This is a genomic window from Marinilactibacillus sp. GCM10026970, from assembly GCF_042660675.1.
Taxonomy (GTDB): domain Bacteria; phylum Bacillota; class Bacilli; order Lactobacillales; family Carnobacteriaceae_A; genus Marinilactibacillus.
Window position 1 is genome coordinate 1 of sequence record NZ_JBHSUL010000033.1, and the last position, 19542, is coordinate 19542.

A 19542-nucleotide genomic window follows, 5' to 3' on the forward strand; every position below is an offset into this window, starting at 1 on the left:
ACTATAAAAATCGTATTATCTTGCACTTCAATTTAAAACCAATCAGAAACAAACTCAAAATGATCGAAAAAGAAAGAGAACACATAGCAGCATAAGCTAACTATATGTTCTCTTCCAAGTACGATTACTTTCTAGCTTTATTCTTCACCAACGCTAATTGACATAGAACCAAAAAATAAGAAGATCAAGTTTTTCACCTGATCTTCTTATTTGAATGATTTACGCAGCGATTAAGCAAACTAAGTCTTTATCAGAAGACAATTGAGCTACAGGATCTAGGTTTTCCAGATAGTCGACTGCATCTCTGAAAGTTTTAACTGGTACGATCACCATATCTGTCTCAATATCTTCAGCAGCTTCTAATGCGACTTCATAATTTGTTTTATAATCAGGATAATCTTCCTTCAGTTCAGCAGGCAGTTCATCATCTGGAGCGAAGAAAACAGTTGCTCCTTCTTTATCAGCAGCAACGACCTTTTTGTCAATTCCACCAATAGGTCCTACGGTTCCATCATCTGAAATGGTCCCCGTTCCTGCAATGGTTTGTCCGTCTCTCAAATCAGAATCCGTAACCATCGAGTAAATTTGTAGAGAATACATTAATCCAGCAGAAGGTCCACCTATTTGACCAGAATGAATGGTTACTTCCGGATCTGTTACGACGGTCGACTGGTCTACTAAAGAAATTCCAATACCTGGCTCTCCAGTCTCTTCTAATTCGATTAATTGTCCTTCAGATACATTCTCTACGCCGTCACGTTCATAATGAATCGTAACGGTATTACCCACTTCTTTTGATTTGATGTAATCCATAAATTCGTCTGTATTCTCAAATCTTAACTCATCCACAGAAGTAATGGTATCTCCCATTTGAAGAGAGGACGAGAAGTTTGAATTTTCAGTTACACTCATAACGTAAACGCCGTTATAAGTAAGATCATAAGGTAACTCTGCGGCGTCAAATGCTGCAACCACTGCTGAATGAACTGAGCTATCCATATAGTATTTCTGCAACCTATTATAAGCTTCGTAGTCATCTATTTCCCCAAAGAGTTCTGCTTCGGTAACAACATCATTATAGGGTAGAAACTGGAATAGGTAAGAGAAAGGTGTAGCTTGAAGAATTTCAACGGTCGTCATCATGAATTTACCAGGTTCTTCAGAATAAGCTCCTTCAACTTCTACTACGGGGTTGAGATCTAAAGCGCCACCCGGTCTTTCAATATAATAAGGAATCGGCCTTAAAAAAAATAAATAGCCGAATCCTAGTATCACGACAAGTTTTATCCATAAAGGTATCTTTTTCAATCACTTTCCCTGCTTTCTTAGTTACCTATTCTTTTGTTTTATTTGTTTTTCTACGTTTTCTGGAACCAATCCATGGATGTTCCCTTGAAACCTTGCAACTTCTTTAACTAACGAAGAACTGACGAAGCGATAGTGTTCATCTGACATGAGGAAAATTGTCTCAATTTCTTTGTTTTGCGTTTTATTCATTGAAGCAATGTCCATCTCGTATTCCATATCTTTAATAGAACGGATACCTCTAATCAAAGCTTTGACCCCTAACTCTTCTGCCAGGTCAATCGTTAAGCCACCTTTATGTTTTATCACCTTCACATTTGAGCCTGGTAATTGAGATTCAAGTGAATCAATAATCATCTGCATTCTTTGGTCAACGTCAAATAAAGGTTGTTTTGAAATATTTTCGCTAACAGCAATAATGACTTCATCGAATAGCGTAGATGCTCGTTTGACAATATCTAAATGTCCATTTGTAAATGGATCGAAACTACCTGCATATAGAGCCTTCATACTTACTCAAGGCCTCCTCTATAAACCGTGATTCTTGTTGACCCATAGACTTTTTGTTTTGTTACACTGAAAGATCCTATAGATTCAGGTAAAACGGTCGTTTTATCTGTTTCACATAAAATCATCGAAGTTGAGTCAATTAATTTTTTGCTTTCAAGATCTTTAACAATCTCTGTAATTTCTTGTAACGCATATGGAGGATCTAGGATGACTAATTCAAATAATCGCTTAGCTGTTTCTAATTCTACTATGGCTTGACGATCTTTTTTCTTTAAAACTGTGAATTTTTCAGGTTCTTTTGTCATTTCGATATTTTCTTGAATAACCTTGAATGCTTTGAAATTAGAATCTACTAAAACCGCTCGATCCATCCCTCTTGAAACAGCTTCTATTCCAAGAGATCCACTTCCAGCATACAAATCTAAGACAGTTCCTCCGTCAAAATACGGTCCAATCATGTGGAATACAGATTCTTTGATTTTATCGGTTGTTGGTCTAGTAGTCGTTCCCGGTACTGCTTTTAAAGGACGACCACCATATTCTCCAGATATCACTCTCATTTTTAACCTCAGTTCCAGCCAGAAGAAAGCTGATTAAATATTGAAATTTCTTTACTTTCATCTTCTTTTTTTCTTTGAGCTGCGAGTACTCGGACTTCATCGAGTACGCCGTCGAAAGTCTTAGGCATCTCACATTGATAAGATTCTTCAACTTTTTTTACAAAATGTTGCTTGGAAAGATTTTGTTGAACGGATTCTTTATCCTTTTTATCTATATATAAAATAGCATAATTCATTTTTTTTGAGACATAATGGACTAATCCATATCGTTTCAATTTATTGATATATTTGGTTGTATAGACCCATACGACTAGACAGGATCTTTCATTTTGGTCTTCTAACATTTTATTCTCTCCTCGAAACGATTGATTTCACCTATTATAACAAAAAAATCCACTCAATATGAGAGGATTTTTAGTATTTATCTTTTTCTCATTCTTTTGATTCGTCGTAAGCTTCATTAATTAAATCGTTTAGATGTTTCTCCAGTTCACTTAACATGAGCTGACCTTCTTCTTCATCTAATATCCCCATAGAGGATGCAAACTCAATTTTTTTTGAGAATCCAAACATCTGTGTGTCAATAACCTCTTCAAAAGCAGGGCATGCCACACACAAGTGTTTCTGATTTTCGATCAAAGTAGAAATTTTACTAGCGTCTTCCATTAGAATATCTTTAGCAAGTGCATTTCTTAAGCGATCCACTCTGCAGGCCCCCTTGATAATCATTGTTAGTAATAGTATAGCATAAAAGCGCTTTGAGACAACTAATCATTTATATTTGTTAAATAAAAAAAGCCAGTAGTGAGCACTACTGACTTAGAATATTTATTTAGATTTTTTACCAGCTTTTTCACGTAGGTTTTTATCTAAGATTTTTTTACGTAGACGAATAGATTCAGGTGTTACTTCACAGTACTCATCTTCAGCCAAGAATTCTAATGATTCTTCAAGCGTTAAGATACGAGGACGTTTGATAACATTTGTCTGATCTTTATTCGCAGAACGGATATTTGTTTTTTGTTTTTCTCTAACAACGTTAACAGAAAGGTCATTATCACGGTTATGTTGTCCAACAATCATTCCAGCATATACTTCAGTTGTTGGTTCAACAAAGATTACACCACGGTCTTCTAAGTTCATGATACCGTATGTTGTAGCAGCACCATTTTCCATAGAAACCAGTGCTCCTTGACGGCGCTCTCCAGCTCCACCAGCAACCATTGGTAAATATTCCTCGAATGTATGGTTCAAGATACCATATCCACGAGTCATAGAAAGGAATTCAGTTGTAAATCCGATTAAACCACGTGCAGGAGCAGAGAAAATCAAACGTACTTGACCATTTCCAGTATGGACCATATCTTTCATCTCAGCTTTACGTTGTCCAAGGTTTTCAATAATTGATCCCATGTATTCTTCTGGGGTATCAATTTGAACACGCTCAAACGGCTCGTGTTTTTTACCGTTGATTTCTCTGATGATAACTTCTGGACGAGATACTTGTAACTCGTATCCTTCACGACGTAAGTTTTCAATCAAGATAGACAAGTGTAACTCACCACGACCTGAAACAATCCATGCATCTGGAGAGTCAGTCGGATCGATTCTTAGAGAAACGTCTGTCTGTAATTCCATATTCAATCTTTCATTTAACTTACTAGAAGTAACCCATTTACCTTCGCGACCTGCAAAAGGAGAGTTGTTTACTAAGAAAGTCATCTGTAATGTTGGCTCATCGATACGCAAGATTGGTAATGGATCTACATGGTCAACAGGTGTAACGGTTTCTCCAACGAAGATATCTTCAAAACCAGATACTGCGATCAAATCACCTGCTTTAGCAGATTGAATTTCAACACGGCCTAGACCGAAGAAACCAAATAGTTTTGTTACACGGAAGTTTTTAGTTGATCCGTCTAATTTACTTAATGTTACATTATCTCCAACTTTAATCGTACCACGGAATACACGACCGATACCGATACGTCCAACATAATCGTTGTAATCTAAAAGAGATACTTGGAATTGTAATGGTTCACTACTATTATCCACAGGTGCAGGAATTTCAGAAACGATTGTTTCAAAAACTGGGTTCATTGTGTTTTCTTGATCGTCTGGGTTGTCAGAGAAGCTTGAAGTTCCGTTCAATGCTGAAGCATAGATTACCGGAAATTCTAATTGTTCTTCGTCTGCATCCAACTCAATCAATAAATCTAATACTTCATCCAAAACTTCTTTAGGACGAGCAGAAGGTTTGTCAATTTTATTTACAACCACGATTGGACGTAATTTTTGCTCTAATGCTTTTTTCAATACGAAACGTGTTTGTGGCATCGTTCCTTCATAAGCATCAACAACTAAAATTACACCATCAACCATTTTCATGATACGCTCAACTTCACCACCGAAATCGGCGTGACCAGGTGTATCCAAAATGTTGATTTGAGTATCTTGGTATTTAACGGCAGTGTTTTTTGCAAGAATCGTGATTCCACGTTCTTTTTCAAGATCGTTTGAATCCATTGCACGTTCACTAAACTTGTTGTGAGCTTCCAGTGTATCTGACTGTTTCATTAATTCATCAACCAGTGTTGTTTTACCATGGTCGACGTGGGCAATAATTGCAATGTTACGAATATCATTTCTAATTTCCATTTAATCATTCACTCCTTAATAACTACGGTGAGACTTTATCATTTTTAAACTACAAATCTTTAGAATCCAAATTTTCATATTCAGTCAAATTAAACTTCTATAAAAGTTTTAACAGATTTTCACACAAAAAGACACTTACTCTTGGTTTGACTTCAACGCAAGAATAAATGCTAAGTCATTGGACCTTTTTTTCCACTTCTTATTATAACAGTAATTTTCAGAAAAAACACTGTTTTTTGAAACTATTTCAATTTCGTTGTCACAATTTCGTCGTAGGCGCTCGGTGTTGCGAAAATTGTCTGGTTCGTTTTCAGTAAATCAACCGGTTCTCCGGAGAAGTTTGAAATTTTAAACCCAAATTCTTCTAGCATCAATTTTCCGGGTGCAATATCCCACGGGCTTAATTTAGTGGCTACATACGCAATAATATTTCCTTTAATCAATTCTGTTACTTCCAGACCAGCAGAGCCCAACATTCTGACGCCCATAGTACGACCTGCAATTTTTCTGTAATCGCTGAAATCATCTTGTGTCATCAATTGGCTATTTGTAGCCATCAGTCCATCTGATAAACTTTTATTCTCAGGCGCGCTTACTGGCTGGCCATTACAAAATACACCTTGTCCTTTAACAGCGTGATAAAGTTTCTCTTCTGTTACGTTATAGATATATCCTTGTACACCTTCACCCTCTTCGTACACTGCAATCATTACAGCGAAATTTTCTTGTTGGAGAACAAAGTTTAACGTTCCATCAATTGGGTCAATAAACCAGACAGTCCCCTTCAAATCTTCCAGGTCATCTCCAAAACCCTCTTCCCCACAGATACGATCATCAGGAAAATGACTTCTAATTTTATCAGTCAAGACCTCTTCAATTTTTTTATCCATATTTGTCACAAGGTCATTTCTTGCTGATTTCTCTTCTACTTCTAAACTCTTTTCTTTTGCTTCTTCAATCATCTCAGCAGTTTCTTTTATCCATTGTTTAATTAATTCGTCTCTTTTTTGAATAACAGACATGTACATTCCTCTTTTCTATTCGTTCTATTCATTATATAAGTTTTTAGGTTTTCTATCAAAGTATAGCTGTTGCGTTTATTCTATGTAAAAAAATCGAGTGAGGAAAATCCCCACTCGATTAAAACTATCCATTCTTACATGTGAATTGGTAAGCCTAGAGCAGCTTCAGCTGCGTCCATTACAGATTCACCTAGAGAAGGGTGTCCGTGAATAGTTAATGCGATATCTTCCGCATTCATTCCACTTTCAATCGCCAACCCAAGTTCAGCAATAACATCAGAAGCGCTGTGTCCAGCAACTTGAGCTCCAACAATTACGTTATCTTCTTTAGTCGTTACTAAACGTACAAAACCTTCAGTAGCGTTAAGAGATAATGCACGACCATTTCCAGCTAATGAGAATTTAGTCGTTTTAGTGTCTAAGCCTTTGTCTTTAGCTTCTGCTTCAGTTAACCCAACAGATGCAATTTCAGGATCTGTAAAGGCTACTGCTGGAAGCGCACGATAATCAACAGCCACTTTTTTACCTGCGATTGCTTCTGCGGCAATTTTAGCTTCATAACTAGCTTTATGAGCTAGTGCAGGACCAGGAACGACATCACCAATAGCAAAAATACTTTCGATATTTGTACGTCCTTGGTTATCTACTTCGATTAAGCCACGATCACTCATGTTTACGCCAGCTTGTTCTAGACCAAGTTCGTCAGTGTTCGGACGACGACCAACGGTTACTAATACATAATCAACGTCTAAAGATTCTTCTTTTCCGTTAGCTTCGTATTTAACTGTTACACCATCATCAGTTTTTACTGCTTCTTTAGCCATAGCTTTAGTAACAATGTTAACACCACGGTTTTTGAAGTTTTTCTCAACTAATTTAACCATGTCTTTGTCAAAACCATTAAGAATTGAAGGAAGACCTTCAAGAATAGTGATTTCAGTACCTAAGTTAGCATAGACTCCAGCTAATTCAGAACCGATGTAACCACCACCAACGATAGCCATTCTCTTAGGAACTTCAGTAAGGTTTAAAGCTCCAGTAGAATCTAATACGCGATCGCTGAATTTGAATCCAGGGATTTGTACCGGACGGCTACCAGTTGCAACAATAGCATTGTTAAAAGAATAAGTTTGAGCACTATCTTCACCCATTACACGTAAAGTGTGTTCATCGTTGAAAAAAGCTTCTCCATAAAGAATCTCAACTTTGTTCTTTTTAAGAAGCATTTCTACCCCTTTAGTTAATTTGTCAACAACTTGAGTTTTTTTCCACTCTTGAGTTTTTGAGAAATCAAGTGTTACGTTTTCAGTAGTAATACCGAAAACTTGAGAATCTAATGACTCTTGGTATTTGTGTCCAGCAGAGATTAATGCTTTAGAAGGAATACATCCAACGTTCAAGCAAACTCCACCAATAAATTCTTTTTCTACAATGGCAACTTTTTGTCCCATTTGAGCAGCGCGGATGGCAGCTACATAGCCACCAGGTCCAGCGCCGATTACGACTGTGTCTAACTCAATTGCGAAATCTCCTACAACCATTTAAATTTCACCTTAGCCTTCCATTAATAATAAATCTGGGTCTGCCAATAATTTTTTCAATTCGTTCATTGCTGCTTGTCCTGTTGCACCATCAATAATACGGTGATCGAATACAAGTGATAATGGAAGCATTGGAGCCGCTACGATTTCACCTTCAGCATTAACAATTGGTTTCTTGAATGAACGTCCAACACCTAAAATTGCCACTTCTGGGTGGTTGATGATTGGTGTAAAGAACTGACCGTTTACAGAACCGATATTAGAGATTGAAATTGATCCATCTGCCATATCGCTTCCTTTAAGTTTTCCTTCTTGTGCTTTAGAAGCTAAATCATTGATTTCGTCAGCGATATCAAATACTGATTTAGTATTCGCATCTGAAACTACTGGTACGTATAGACCTTGTTCTGTATCAGCAGCGATACCAATGTTAAAGTAGTTTTTGTAAACTACTTCGTCAGTAGTATCATCAATTGATGCATTAAGTGCTGGATATTTTTTCATTACTGAAATCAAAGCTTTAACAACATATGGTAAGAACGTTAATTTTGTTCCTCTTTCAGCAGCAATTGCTTTAAATTTCGTACGGTGAGCAATAACTTTAGAGAAGTCTACTTCGTCAAACAATGCAACTGAAGGAATTGTTAACGTGCTGTTAACCATTGCTTTAGCGATTGCTTTACGAGTTGTACTCATTTTCTCACGAGTCTCTTCATCTGAACGTCCAGATTTGAACGGTTTAACATCAGCAGAAACTGATTTAGATGAACCAGAAGATTTAGATGCAGCTGGAGTAGACTGAGTTGCTTCTTCTTTAGAAGATGAAGTTTCTTCAGTCTTCGCAGCAGCAGTAGATCCACCACCTGACACAAATGTATCGATGTCTTCACGAGTTGTGCGTCCGCCTTTACCAGTAGCTTCTACAGCACTGATATCAACATCTTTTTCACGAGCATATTGACGAACAGAAGGCATAGCTAGAACACGTTTATCAGGGTTAGATGTTTTAACGATTTCGCCTGTAGTCGATCCTTCAGCTCCTGCTGGGTCTGTTTTAGCAGTTCCAGCCTCAGTTTTAGAAGTATCTGCTTCTGAAGATTCTTCAGATCCGTGACCTTCTGCGCTGATTTCAACAATTGGATCTCCAACTGCTGCAACAGTACCTGGTTCTACCAAGAATTTTTTGATAGTTCCGTCAACTGGTGATGCTAATTCTTCTACTGATTTATCGTTTTGAATTTCAGCGATTGAATCGCCTTCTTCTACTGTGTCTCCTTCAGAAACTAACCAGCTAACGATCTCGCCTTCTGCCATTCCTTCTCCAACATCTGGAAGTTTGAATGTGAAAGTACCTGTAGATCCATTAGATTCAGTTTTAGCTTCTGCTGGTTTTTCTTCAGCTTTCTCTTCAGCCGGAGCTGCAGCTTCTGCTGATTCGTGACCTTCAGCGTCTATTTCAACAATTGGATCTCCAACTGCTGCAACAGTACCTGGTTCTACCAAGAATTTCTTGATTGTTCCATCAACTGGTGATGCTAATTCTTCTACTGATTTATCGTTTTGAATTTCAGCAATTGAGTCGCCTTCTTCTACTGTGTCTCCTTCAGAAACTAACCAGCTAACGATCTCGCCTTCTGCCATTCCTTCCCCTACATCAGGGAGTTTAAATGTAAAAGCCATTTTTGCGCTCTTCCCTTCTCGTTTATGATTATTCAATCATCTGTTTTCTAACTACGTTGATCAATACATACAACAATAGGAAGAAAAACCAATACAGATGCTCGAGATACTGAACTAGTTTTTCTCCTTTTGTTGATAGATCGATTCTTAAAATACCGATCTTATTGATTTAATTAAAAGTTTACAGCTTCGTTGATTGCTTCAGAAATATCGTCAGCACTTGGTAACCAAGTGTTTTCAGCTTGACCAAATGGATAGATTGTATCAGGTGCAGATACAAATCCGATTGGTGCTTCAAGTGAAAGTACAGAACGTTGAGATACTTCAGAAATTACAGTGTTACCCACGCCAGCTTGACGTTGAGCTTCTTGGACCATAACCATACGACCAGTTTTTTCAACTGATGCTACAACTGTTTCGTAATCGATTGGTGAAACTGTACGTAAATCGATTACTTCTACAGAAACACCATCTTTTTCAAGGTTTTCGGCAGCTTTAAGAGCTTCACGAACCATGTAACCATAAGCTACAACAGTAACGTCTGTTCCTTCTTTAGCAACAGCAGCTTTCCCGATTGGTACAGTATACTGTTCTTCAGGTACTTCATCACGGAATGAACGGTAAAGTTTCATATGCTCAAGGAATACTACAGGATCGTTTTCACGAATAGCTGAAGTTAAAAGTCCTTTTGCATCATAAGGGTTAGAAGGAATAACTACTTTTAATCCAGGAGATTGAGCCATTAGTCCTTCAAGTGAATCAGCATGCATTTCAGGAGTGTGTACCCCTCCACCGAATGGAGAACGTACAACTACTGGCATGTTCATGTTTCCACCCATACGGTAACGTGTACGAGCGATTTGTCCTACAATTGAATCCATTACTTCGAATACGAAACCAAAGAATTGGATTTCCATTACTGGACGGAAGCCTTGTACAGCTAAACCGAATGCCATACCACCGATACCTGACTCAGCAAGAGGCGTATCGTTCACTCTATCTTCACCATGTTTGTCGTAAAGACCTTGAGTCGCACGGAAAACTCCTCCGTTTTTACCAACATCTTCTCCGAAAATCAAGACTTTTTCATCACGAGCTAATTCTTGATCTAAAGCTTCAGTGATTGCTTGAATCATTGTTAGATTCGCCATGCTTATTTACTCTCCTTTGCTTGGTATTTCTCAATCTGTTCAGTAATGTTTTGACCTGGTGCATCAAACATACTTTCTAAGAATTTAGAGATTTTCATTTTTGGAGCTTGATCTGCTTCTTTAGCAGCTTGTTTAACTTCTTCTCTAGTTTTTTCAATCAATTCTTCTTCACGTTCTTCAGTCCATAGACCTTTTTCAGTTAAGAAGTTACGGAAACGGATCAGTGGATCGCGTTGTTCCCAGTAATCGAATGATTCTTGTTCACGGTAACGAGTTGGATCATCCCCAGAAGTTGAGTGTGGTCCGAAACGCGAAGTAATTGTTTCAATAAGAACAGGACCATTACCAGCCGCTGCCCAGTCACGTGCTTGTTTAGAAACAGCGTATACTGCTAACGGATCCATTCCGTCAACTTGGATACCAGGAATACCTGCTGCTGCTGCTTTTTGAGCTAACGCATTTGCTGCAGATTGTTTCTCACGTGGAGTAGAAATCGCGTAGCCATTGTTTTGAATGTAGAATACTACTGGTGCTTTGTAACGTCCGGCAAAGTTCATACCTTCGTAAACATCACCTTGTGAAGAACCACCGTCACCAGTATAAGTGAATGTAACAACATCTTCTTGTCCAGATAGTTTTTGTCCCACTGCATTACCCATTGCCTGGATATATTGTGCACCAATAATGATTTGAGGTGGGATTGCGTTAAGACCTTCTGGATAATTGTTTCCTTCAACATTTCCTCTTGACCATAGGAATGCTTGTGATAGTGGTAAGCCGTGTTGAATTAATTGTGGAACATCACGGTAACCTGGATATAACCAATCTTGTTTCTTGAATGCGAAGTGACTTGCTAATTGAGAAGCTTCTTGTCCCATAGTTGGAGCGTAAAATCCTAAACGTCCTTGACGCGCTAAAGCCATAGAGCGATCGTGTAACACACGTGACCACACCATTCTTTCCATTAATTCTACTAACTCGTCATCTGATAAATCAGGCATAATGTCTTCATTTACAACTTTACCATCTTTATCAAGAATCTGAACCATCGGAAACGAAGCTTCAATTGAACTTAATAGTGCTTCGTAATCAACTGGTTGCTTTGCCATAGACTATACATTCCTCTCTTTTAATTAAACTTTTTATTAGTTGAAACAGCTGAAATCAACTGTATCATTTTTCTCGATTCCTTATTAAATTTACCACGCATCACTCTATATTGCAAGTCATTAACTCTGAGAATATGTCTAAAAACGTTGATAGAACAAGGTTATAAAGACGTTTGTGAAATCAAACACTAGCGGTGTGTTTTTATTCAGCGGCTCTAACCCCCACTAATTAGCGCTATCGATAGTAATACAGTCTTTTAAACTGTTATATAATATTCCTGGATATTCAAGATGTGTTTTTCAAAAGTTTTAATCGCTTTCAATTGTGATTCTTTTCACTATTTCACCCGATGATTGATTCCTTGTCTGTCTAATATTTCAACTACTAAAAGGTCTATTGTGACGTGCATTTCTTTAATAAAACTGTTAAAATGGTGTAGCTAACTCTCTGAGTAGAACAATGTTGAATGAAGGAGTGTATTCAATTGATTACAATGAACGATATTATTAGAGAAGGTCACCCTACTTTACGTAAAATTGCAGAAAAAGTAGATTTCCCTTTGTCAGAAGACATAAAACAGTTAGCTAATGAACTGTTACAGTTTCTGATCAACAGTCAAGACCCTGAAATTGCAGAAGAATATGAATTAAGAGCTGGTGTCGGTATCGCTGCTCCCCAAGTGAATGTTTCCAGTCAATTGCTAGCTGTTTATTTATCATCAGCTGATGAAGAATCAGATGAACCTGAATTTAGTAGAATCATGATCAACCCAAGAATTGTAAGCCACTCAGTTCAACAGACTTGTTTGCCCGATGGCGAAGGTTGTTTATCTGTTGATAGAGAAATCGAAGGTTTTGTACCTAGACATAAACGTATAACTGTTGAATATGTTGATTTGGATGGCGAAAAACATAAAGAACGTTTAAGAGGCTTACCAGCTATTGTGGTTCAGCACGAAATCGATCATTTGAATGGTGTTATGTTCTACGACCGAATTGATCCAGAAAATCCACTTGCTCTTCCAGACGGAATCGACGTCTTAGGATCAGGAGAATAAACTGATCAAAACAAAAAAGCTGAAAATGATGTTTAACAAAACTTTTGAGTAAAGTTAAACACATCATTTTCAGCTTTTTTAATCTTCTTCTGTTCTAATAGATTCTGCTGGATCGACTGGTTCTCTAATTTCTCTGCGCTGCTCTCTATGGTAATGAACAGCTTCTAATAATGGAATCATTAGCGCCGCTACAAATCCGCCGGCAAAACCGTTATTGTAAAGGTTGATTCCACCATGAAGATAACTTGTATTACTAACAACCGTTAAATGTAATCCACCAGCAACCATTCCCATAACTAGTCCGTAGCGACCAGCTATAGGTGCTATTGTTGTTCCAAACAATCCTGCTATGATAACTGAAGTATCACTCATATCGTAATTGTTGAGGTGCCCAATCAATGTAACGCCCAACAAGATAGGGATAACATTTTTAAGATGTTTACCAAACGCACCAAACCCTACTACAGTCAGAATCCCCCCAATGACTGGCCCGTTTAGTTCGCCTCCTAAGGATAATACGAATCCCAAAGCGACAAATCCTAATAGAGACATATTAATCAGTGTAAGGTTGAATCCATTCTTTTTTACAAAGTCTGAGGATAATTGTCCAGAATGCTTCATCATACGACTATACCCATTTAATGACCAAGAATTTAAATAGAGCCCGTACATTAACATGACTGTAAATAATGGGAAAAACAATAGTGACATCGGCACATTGTTTCCTTTGGAGATTAATGAAATTGGTTCAATTACGACTCCAGTAGCTCTAAGGATTGAAGTGAAAATCGTACCGACTACACCACTTGAAAATCCAATATTGTATAAACTAAACCCTTTGGTGAAACCTACAAAATGATGGGCTAATGGCGGCAAAATAAATCCAGCTACAAATCCGGCTGCACTTCCTAGTAGTAAGCCTAACCCCAAAGGCAAGCCGATATTAAATGTAATTTCATTGACAAGTGGTCCTAGCGCTGTTCCAAACAAAGCAGCTAGTAATGACCGTTCGGCAGGTACCTTCGTTACCCAAGCATATGTAAATGCTCCGACGACGATTGGCATAGAGTTATAGAGGTTTTTACCAAAGAATGAGAAAGCTGCAACTGTAAATACAGCGGCAATCAGTGAACCGTTAATTTTAGCTTTTGTTATTTTGATCAAAAGTAAAGCATGTAAGGTCAGTATTCCGGAATTAAAAAACGTTGCCCCCACATTGGCAAGTTCAAAATAGTCAGTGGTTAAATTGGATGCAGTTGTCAGAATAACTGCCTGACCTTTAATAATTTCAAAAGGTGTATTAAAAACGAATGATATTAGTACTAGAAATATTCCAAATGATATCAGCATCCAGTATTGACTATTTTGCGTAATTTGACGCGCTGAAGTAGCAACTATTTTATTGTTTGTTTCCATGAACATCTCCATTTCTAAATCAAGTGAAATTTTTGTAAACCGCTTTATTTAATAGAATTGTAAAACTAATTATATCGAATGACTAGACTAGTTTCAATCTATTAATTAAAACGCACTAAATCGTACCTGTTTTAGAAAGAATGAATTTTCATGAAACAACTGGATGAAACTTGTTAAAACGAACTTTTGTTAAATGTTAAATCAACTCTAATTCTTTTAAAGCTTTGTAAATTCCGTCATCGTTGTTCGAAGCCGTAACCATATCGGCTACTTCTCTAACAATACTTTCTCCATTCCCCATAGCTATACCTAGCCCAACATTTGCTATCATTTCATAATCATTGAGTCCATCACCAAAAGCTATAACATCTTCTTTTTCAAACCCTTTTAAAGCAGCCATTTTTGCGATTGTTTCAAATTTTGAACCATCTGCCGGAAGAATATCCACACCAGATTCGTACCATCTTACAAACCTGAATTCAGGAAACTGGCCATCTTCATACAGATGACTCTCTTTTTCATTGTAAAAAATCAATGCTTGAGTTAAATCATGATTTTCGTAGAACGATCGATCAGCATCCGGAACTGGGAAGCCGACATGCTTCATTCCTGAACTGACTTCTTCATTGACCTTTTCACTCCGTCTTTTAAGTTCTTTAGCTGTTTCATAAATCATCTGATGGTCGTGCTTATCCGCGACTTTAATCAAACGTTCTAAAGCCTGATCATTAAGAGGATTAGAATAAACTTCTTCGTGATGGAAAAAACCAGCAGCACCATTACAAACGATATAATTGGGTACGTTAAGTTCATCAATTAATTCTTTTGCCATTAATGCATTTCTACCGGTTGCAATGGCTACTTCGTGACCATTTTCTTGTAAAGTCCTGATTGCCTCTCTAGTACTGTTCAAAATCGTTTTCTCATCTGTTAAAAGCGTACCATCTATATCGAAAAAGATCATTTTTTTAGTCATTGTTCGTCTCCTTAAGTTCTTAGCTCTATTTGTCTTTACTCTGCTAGTGTAACCCGTGTAATCCATTCCACACAACTAAGAATATTAAAATGAACGATTAGTGATTGTATTAAATCAAACCCCCTTGTCGGACTCCGTTTTCATGAATTCGCTTCTTCTATACTTATTGTTTTGAGTATGGTAGAATTGTACTAACCGTTGGCTGAAATAGGCCAACTCATCGGACGGATATTAAAAATGAAAAATGAAAACTCGAGCCATGTCTTGATCGAACTTTACTCAAAGTGGCTTTTTTTCATAATATGCAAAAAGACTTAGTCAACTTAGTCTTTACTGTATTCGTTTGTTCAAGCTTTTGTTCAAACGTTAAATATACAATCTGATTGAAAACAATATTAAAAGGAGATTTTTGATGAAACCGAATATTAAAAATAATGAAGCTGCTATTTTTGCTTTAGGTGGTTTAAATGAAATTGGTAAAAATACTTACGGAGTTCAGTTTCAGGATGAAATTATCCTGATCGATGCTGGGATCAAATTCCCTGAAGATGATCTTCTAGGTATTGACTATGTTATCCCGGACTATTCTTACATCATTGAAAACAAAGATAAAATACAAGGACTATTCATTACGCATGGTCACGAAGATCATGTTGGGGGAATTCCGTTCCTTCTTAAACAATTGAATATTCCTATTTACGCTGGTAAATTAGCTCTGGCTCTGATTCGTAACAAATTAAATGAACATCAATTACTACGTTCTGCTGAGCTCAATGAAATCAACGAAGATACAGTTGTAAAATTCAGAAAAACGTCTATATCATTCTTCCGTACAACCCATAGTGTTCCAGAATCTTACGGTATTGTTGTAAAAACACCAAATGGTAATATTGTTCAGACAGGTGATTTTAAATTTGACTTCACGCCTGTTGGGGAACCTGCTGATTTGCATAAAATGGCTAAAATCGGTGAAGAAGGCGTCTTGGCATTACTTTCTGATAGTACTAATGCTGAAGTACCCAACTTTACAAAATCAGAACAAGTTGTTGGGGAATCCATTCAAAGCTTACTGAAAAAGATTGACGGTAGAATTATTTTCGCTACCTTCGCTTCTAATATATCTCGAGTACAGCAAGTAGTCAAAGCTGCAAACGAAACAGGTCGTAAAGTCGCTGTTTTTGGACGTAGTATGGTGACTTCATTGGAAACAGGTCAAGAACTGGGCTATATCGAAGCCGAAGAAGGTACTTTTATTCATCCAAATGAACTGAAGCGCTACAAAGACAATGAAGTATTGATTTTATGTACTGGTTCTCAAGGAGAACCAATGGCTGCTTTAAGCCGTGTTGCAAATGGTACACACCGTCAGATCACGATTCAACCAGGAGATTCAGTTGTATTTTCAAGTTCTCCAATTCCAGGTAATACAGTTAGTGTAAATAGAGTCATTAACCAGTTACTAGAAGCTGGTGCCAACGTTATTCACGGTAAAGTCAACAATGTTCATACTTCTGGCCATGGTGGTCAAGAAGAACAGAAATTGATGCTTCGCTTAATGAAACCTAAGTTCTTTGTTCCTATTCACGGAGAGCACCGTATGCAACGTATTCACGCTAATTTAGCACAGCAAACAGGTGTCCCTGAAGATCATTGTTTTATACTTGATAATGGTCAAATTGTTGCATTCACAGAAGATTCTGCTAGACGCGCTGGAGAATTTAATGCTCAAGACGTTTATATTGATGGTAGCGGTATTGGTGACATCGGCAATGTCGTATTGAAAGACCGTAAATTATTGTCTGACAATGGTCTTGTTGTTGTTGTTGCAACGATTGACACAGATAAGCGTACAGTTCTTGCAGGTCCGGACATTATTTCAAGAGGATTCATTTACATGAGAGAATCTGAAAAATTAATTCAAAGTGCTCAAAAAGTTGCTTTTGAAAGTATCCAAAGATCTTTTGAATTCAAACAGGTGAATGAATACAAAATGCGTAACGATCTGATTGAGGATGTTAAACAGTTCTTGTTCGCTGAAACAGAACGTAAACCTATAATATTGCCAGTAATCTTAACTAAATAAACCAGTCAACAGCAAAATACCCGGTGGGCATGCCCACCGGGTATTTTTTATTCTACTAAATCATGTCTAAAGGCATAAATTGCGGCTTGTGTACGGTCCTCTACTTGAAGCTTGGATAAAATATTTGATACATGTGTTTTTACAGTTTTTAGCGTAATGAAAAGTGCGTCTGCGATTTCCTGATTTGAGTACCCTTGAGAAATCAGTTGGAGCACTTCTTTTTCTCGATTCGTCAATTCATCATGTAAGATTAGTTTACCCTTGTTATTCTCATGTTCTATCAGTTTTTCTGTAACTTCTGTCTCAAAGTATGGATCGCCGTTGTATGTAGATCGTATAGCTTCAGCTATCTCGCCAGCTGAAGATGTTTTAAGAAGATATCCTGAAGCACCCGCCTCCATAGCTGGAAAGACTTTTTCATCATCGATAAAGCTGGTCAGAATAATAATTTTAGCTTCCGGCCACTCACGAAGAATTTTTTGAGTAGATTCAATTCCATCCATTACTTCCATCACTAAATCCATTAGTATAATATCTGGCTTTTCTTTTATTGCAATCTCATATCCTTGAAGTCCATCTTCTGCCTCACCAACAACCGTCATGTCTTCCTGAATCGAAAAATACGATGACAGTCCTAGACGAACCATTTGATGATCATCAATTAATAATAGTCGTATCATTTTTCTCCTCCTGCTACAATTGGAATACTAATTTCAATACTAGTACCCTTTTCTGGAAAAGAGATGATTTTTACATCTCCACCAATCCCATTAATTCTTTCACGAATATTTTCCAAACCATAACTTCCTGATTTTTTATGACTCATATCGAAACCGACACCATCATCAATCATTCTAAGCAAAACTGTCTCATGTACCCTTTTCAGGTAAACTTCTAATTCTTCAGCTTTTGCATGTCTTAATACATTGGAAAGTAATTCTTGAACAATTCGGAATAAATGATCTTCAATACCATGTGCCAGTCTGACATCTTCGATTTCAAATCGAATCTCTGTATTGATTTTAGTGCATAATTCTTTCAGTAATTGTTCTACACCTTGCTTTAAGGTTTTTCCGTCCAATTTAACCGGTCTAAGATGCAACAGCAATGCTCTCATCTCTGTTTGAGAATCATTAATGATTTTTTCAATCAAATTTAATTGAGTACTGAATTTATCATCTAATTCATCCGATTGTTGATTGACAGCACTCAACATCATCGAGGCAGCAAATAATTGCTGACTTACGGAATCATGCAACTCTCTCGCAATTCTATGACGTTCATTTTCAAGAATTTCAATTTTTGTCTCATTACTCATCTGTGTTGATCTCTGACTGGCTATAATAGCTTCTTCTGCCATTCGCATCAGTTTTTCATGAAGCTTAATAAATTGACGATCGATTTCTTTATTTACCTGTAAGGGGGTGTCTAAAGAATACATATCAAGAAAAATCGAAGCTGAATAATGACCTTTTGACATCATTTTAAGTCCTTCTTCCACTTTCTTGAGTTTCTTTCGTTCGTAAGATTTCATATAAGCTAGCATAATAAAAGTTAAAAAAACAGAAAAGAAAAATAAGTAAAAAATTAAAGGAAAGCCTTGGAATCGATACTGAAAAATCATATAAAACCATTCTTCACTTGTGTACGTAAAACAGATAAACAATGTGAACAAGAAAATCATGATAAAGAATAGAAAAAAGTACTTGGAGAATTCGGTCGCAGTGCGTTTCATATAAAAATCACCTCAACTTCTCCAATCAAAGCGTTCAATACAATCTTGATCTTTCTGGAACTTTCTGGGTAAGTGGCTGACTGCCATTTCAATGTTTCATTCTTTAAATCTAAATGATCATTCCCAATTTTAACTTTCCCAAGTAGTACAGAAAGATCTAGTGATACACCAACTTCTTCAGGAATCAGAACTTTAGTATCGCCCAGTCCTTTTCGAATCATAACAATATTTTCCTTTTTCGGAAGTATGGTATTCCCTAGATCGATCACTGTGTCACCCATCGCTTTAGAAAAATTGATATCATCCCATTCGTAGATATCATACCCTATCGAATCGTCACCAAACCATTTTTTTCTAGATAATTTGACTGTTTCTTCTTGCTCTTCTTTGAATTGAAAAGAAACATAATCCTTTTCTCTCCATTTTGGTTGTTTTTTAGTTAAAGGATCCTTTATAGTTTTGAACATCTTATGATCTTCTCCAACTTTAAAGATCAGTAGTACAATCAGAATCACCCAAGCAGCACTTGTGAAGAAAATAGATAGCACAAATAGTATGAGTCCTAACCAAAATAGATTTTCTTGTTTATGATTTTTTTTAAATAATTTATCTGGAAAGATCATTAAAAATAGTCCAAGTAAAAATAGAACTAAAAGTGATCCGCTCGTAACGATATCGTAAAGTAACCAGATACCCAGTAGCCCCATAACTAGTTTGAATAATGGATGATTCATTTTG

18 protein-coding genes are annotated in these 19542 nt (G+C 37.0%); 2 read left to right on the top strand and 16 right to left on the bottom strand.

The window, feature by feature from the left end; all coding sequences use genetic code 11:
• Positions 1-219: 219 nt before the first annotated feature.
• The 11 genes from ACFP65_RS10285 to pdhA form a co-directional block, all read right to left on the bottom strand.
• Positions 220-1308 carry a SepM family pheromone-processing serine protease gene (locus ACFP65_RS10285; protein WP_379918324.1) on the bottom strand — a complete coding sequence of 363 codons (1089 nt, stop codon included), beginning with the start codon at positions 1306-1308 and terminating at the stop codon, positions 220-222.
• Between the two features lie 21 nt (positions 1309-1329).
• The gene (gene coaD / locus ACFP65_RS10290) at positions 1330-1815 is read right to left on the bottom strand and encodes a pantetheine-phosphate adenylyltransferase (RefSeq protein WP_379918326.1); all 486 of its coding nucleotides are present in this window, start codon (positions 1813-1815) and stop codon (positions 1330-1332) included.
• Between the two features lie 2 nt (positions 1816-1817).
• Positions 1818-2375 carry a 16S rRNA (guanine(966)-N(2))-methyltransferase RsmD gene (rsmD, locus tag ACFP65_RS10295; protein ID WP_379918328.1) on the bottom strand — a complete coding sequence of 186 codons (558 nt, stop codon included), beginning with the start codon at positions 2373-2375 and terminating at the stop codon, positions 1818-1820.
• 8 nt (positions 2376-2383) lie between these two features.
• Entirely contained in the window at positions 2384-2719 is a 336-nt protein-coding gene (locus ACFP65_RS10300; RefSeq protein ID WP_225744261.1) for a YlbG family protein, read from the bottom strand.
• Between the two features lie 88 nt (positions 2720-2807).
• Entirely contained in the window at positions 2808-3080 is a 273-nt protein-coding gene (locus tag ACFP65_RS10305) for a DUF1507 family protein (protein ID WP_379918330.1), read from the bottom strand.
• Between the two features lie 123 nt (positions 3081-3203).
• Positions 3204-5033 (bottom strand): translational GTPase TypA, encoded by a 1830-nt coding sequence (gene typA / locus ACFP65_RS10310; protein WP_379918332.1) that lies wholly within the window; start codon positions 5031-5033, stop codon positions 3204-3206.
• Between the two features lie 242 nt (positions 5034-5275).
• Positions 5276-6055, bottom strand: a complete 780-nt coding sequence (locus ACFP65_RS10315; RefSeq protein ID WP_379918334.1) for an inositol monophosphatase family protein — start codon at positions 6053-6055, stop codon at positions 5276-5278.
• Positions 6056-6189: 134 nt separating this feature from the next.
• A complete protein-coding gene (gene lpdA, locus ACFP65_RS10320) occupies positions 6190-7596 on the bottom strand; it encodes a dihydrolipoyl dehydrogenase (RefSeq protein WP_379918336.1) in 1407 nt (468 codons plus the stop codon).
• 12 nt (positions 7597-7608) lie between these two features.
• Positions 7609-9276: a 2-oxo acid dehydrogenase subunit E2 gene (locus ACFP65_RS10325; protein WP_379918338.1), complete on the bottom strand. Its 1668-nt coding sequence runs from the start codon at positions 9274-9276 to the stop codon at positions 7609-7611.
• 173 nt (positions 9277-9449) lie between these two features.
• Positions 9450-10427, bottom strand: coding sequence for an alpha-ketoacid dehydrogenase subunit beta (locus ACFP65_RS10330; protein ID WP_379918340.1), 978 nt, complete (start codon positions 10425-10427; stop codon positions 9450-9452).
• Between the two features lie 2 nt (positions 10428-10429).
• Entirely contained in the window at positions 10430-11536 is a 1107-nt protein-coding gene (pdhA, locus tag ACFP65_RS10335) for a pyruvate dehydrogenase (acetyl-transferring) E1 component subunit alpha (protein WP_379918342.1), read from the bottom strand.
• 485 nt (positions 11537-12021) lie between these two features.
• Here pdhA and def point away from each other — a divergent pair, with 485 nt between their 5' ends.
• On the top strand, positions 12022-12594 hold the full coding sequence (def, locus tag ACFP65_RS10340) for a peptide deformylase (protein ID WP_379918344.1): 573 nt from the start codon (positions 12022-12024) through the stop codon (positions 12592-12594).
• A 78-nt stretch (positions 12595-12672) separates the two neighbouring features.
• On the opposite strand, the gene ACFP65_RS10345 is transcribed toward def, so the two are convergent.
• Positions 12673-14010, bottom strand: a complete 1338-nt coding sequence (locus ACFP65_RS10345) for a DUF1576 domain-containing protein (RefSeq protein ID WP_379918346.1) — start codon at positions 14008-14010, stop codon at positions 12673-12675.
• 196 nt (positions 14011-14206) lie between these two features.
• Positions 14207-14986: a Cof-type HAD-IIB family hydrolase gene (locus ACFP65_RS10350; protein WP_379918348.1), complete on the bottom strand. Its 780-nt coding sequence runs from the start codon at positions 14984-14986 to the stop codon at positions 14207-14209.
• 412 nt (positions 14987-15398) lie between these two features.
• Between ACFP65_RS10350 and rnjA the strand changes: the two genes are divergently transcribed.
• Positions 15399-17069, top strand: a complete 1671-nt coding sequence (rnjA, locus tag ACFP65_RS10355) for a ribonuclease J1 (RefSeq protein ID WP_379918350.1) — start codon at positions 15399-15401, stop codon at positions 17067-17069.
• A gap of 47 nt (positions 17070-17116) precedes the next feature.
• On the opposite strand, the gene ACFP65_RS10360 is transcribed toward rnjA, so the two are convergent.
• The 3 genes from ACFP65_RS10360 to liaF are packed head-to-tail and all read right to left on the bottom strand — an operon-like array spanning position 17117 to position 19538.
• Entirely contained in the window at positions 17117-17749 is a 633-nt protein-coding gene (locus ACFP65_RS10360; protein WP_379918352.1) for a response regulator, read from the bottom strand.
• A complete protein-coding gene (locus ACFP65_RS10365; protein WP_379918354.1) occupies positions 17746-18804 on the bottom strand; it encodes a sensor histidine kinase in 1059 nt (352 codons plus the stop codon). Before ACFP65_RS10365 ends, ACFP65_RS10360 begins: the two co-directional genes overlap by 4 nt.
• Positions 18801-19538, bottom strand: coding sequence for a cell wall-active antibiotics response protein LiaF (gene liaF, locus ACFP65_RS10370; protein WP_379918355.1), 738 nt, complete (start codon positions 19536-19538; stop codon positions 18801-18803). Before liaF ends, ACFP65_RS10365 begins: the two co-directional genes overlap by 4 nt.
• Between the last annotated feature and the right edge of the window lie 4 nt (positions 19539-19542).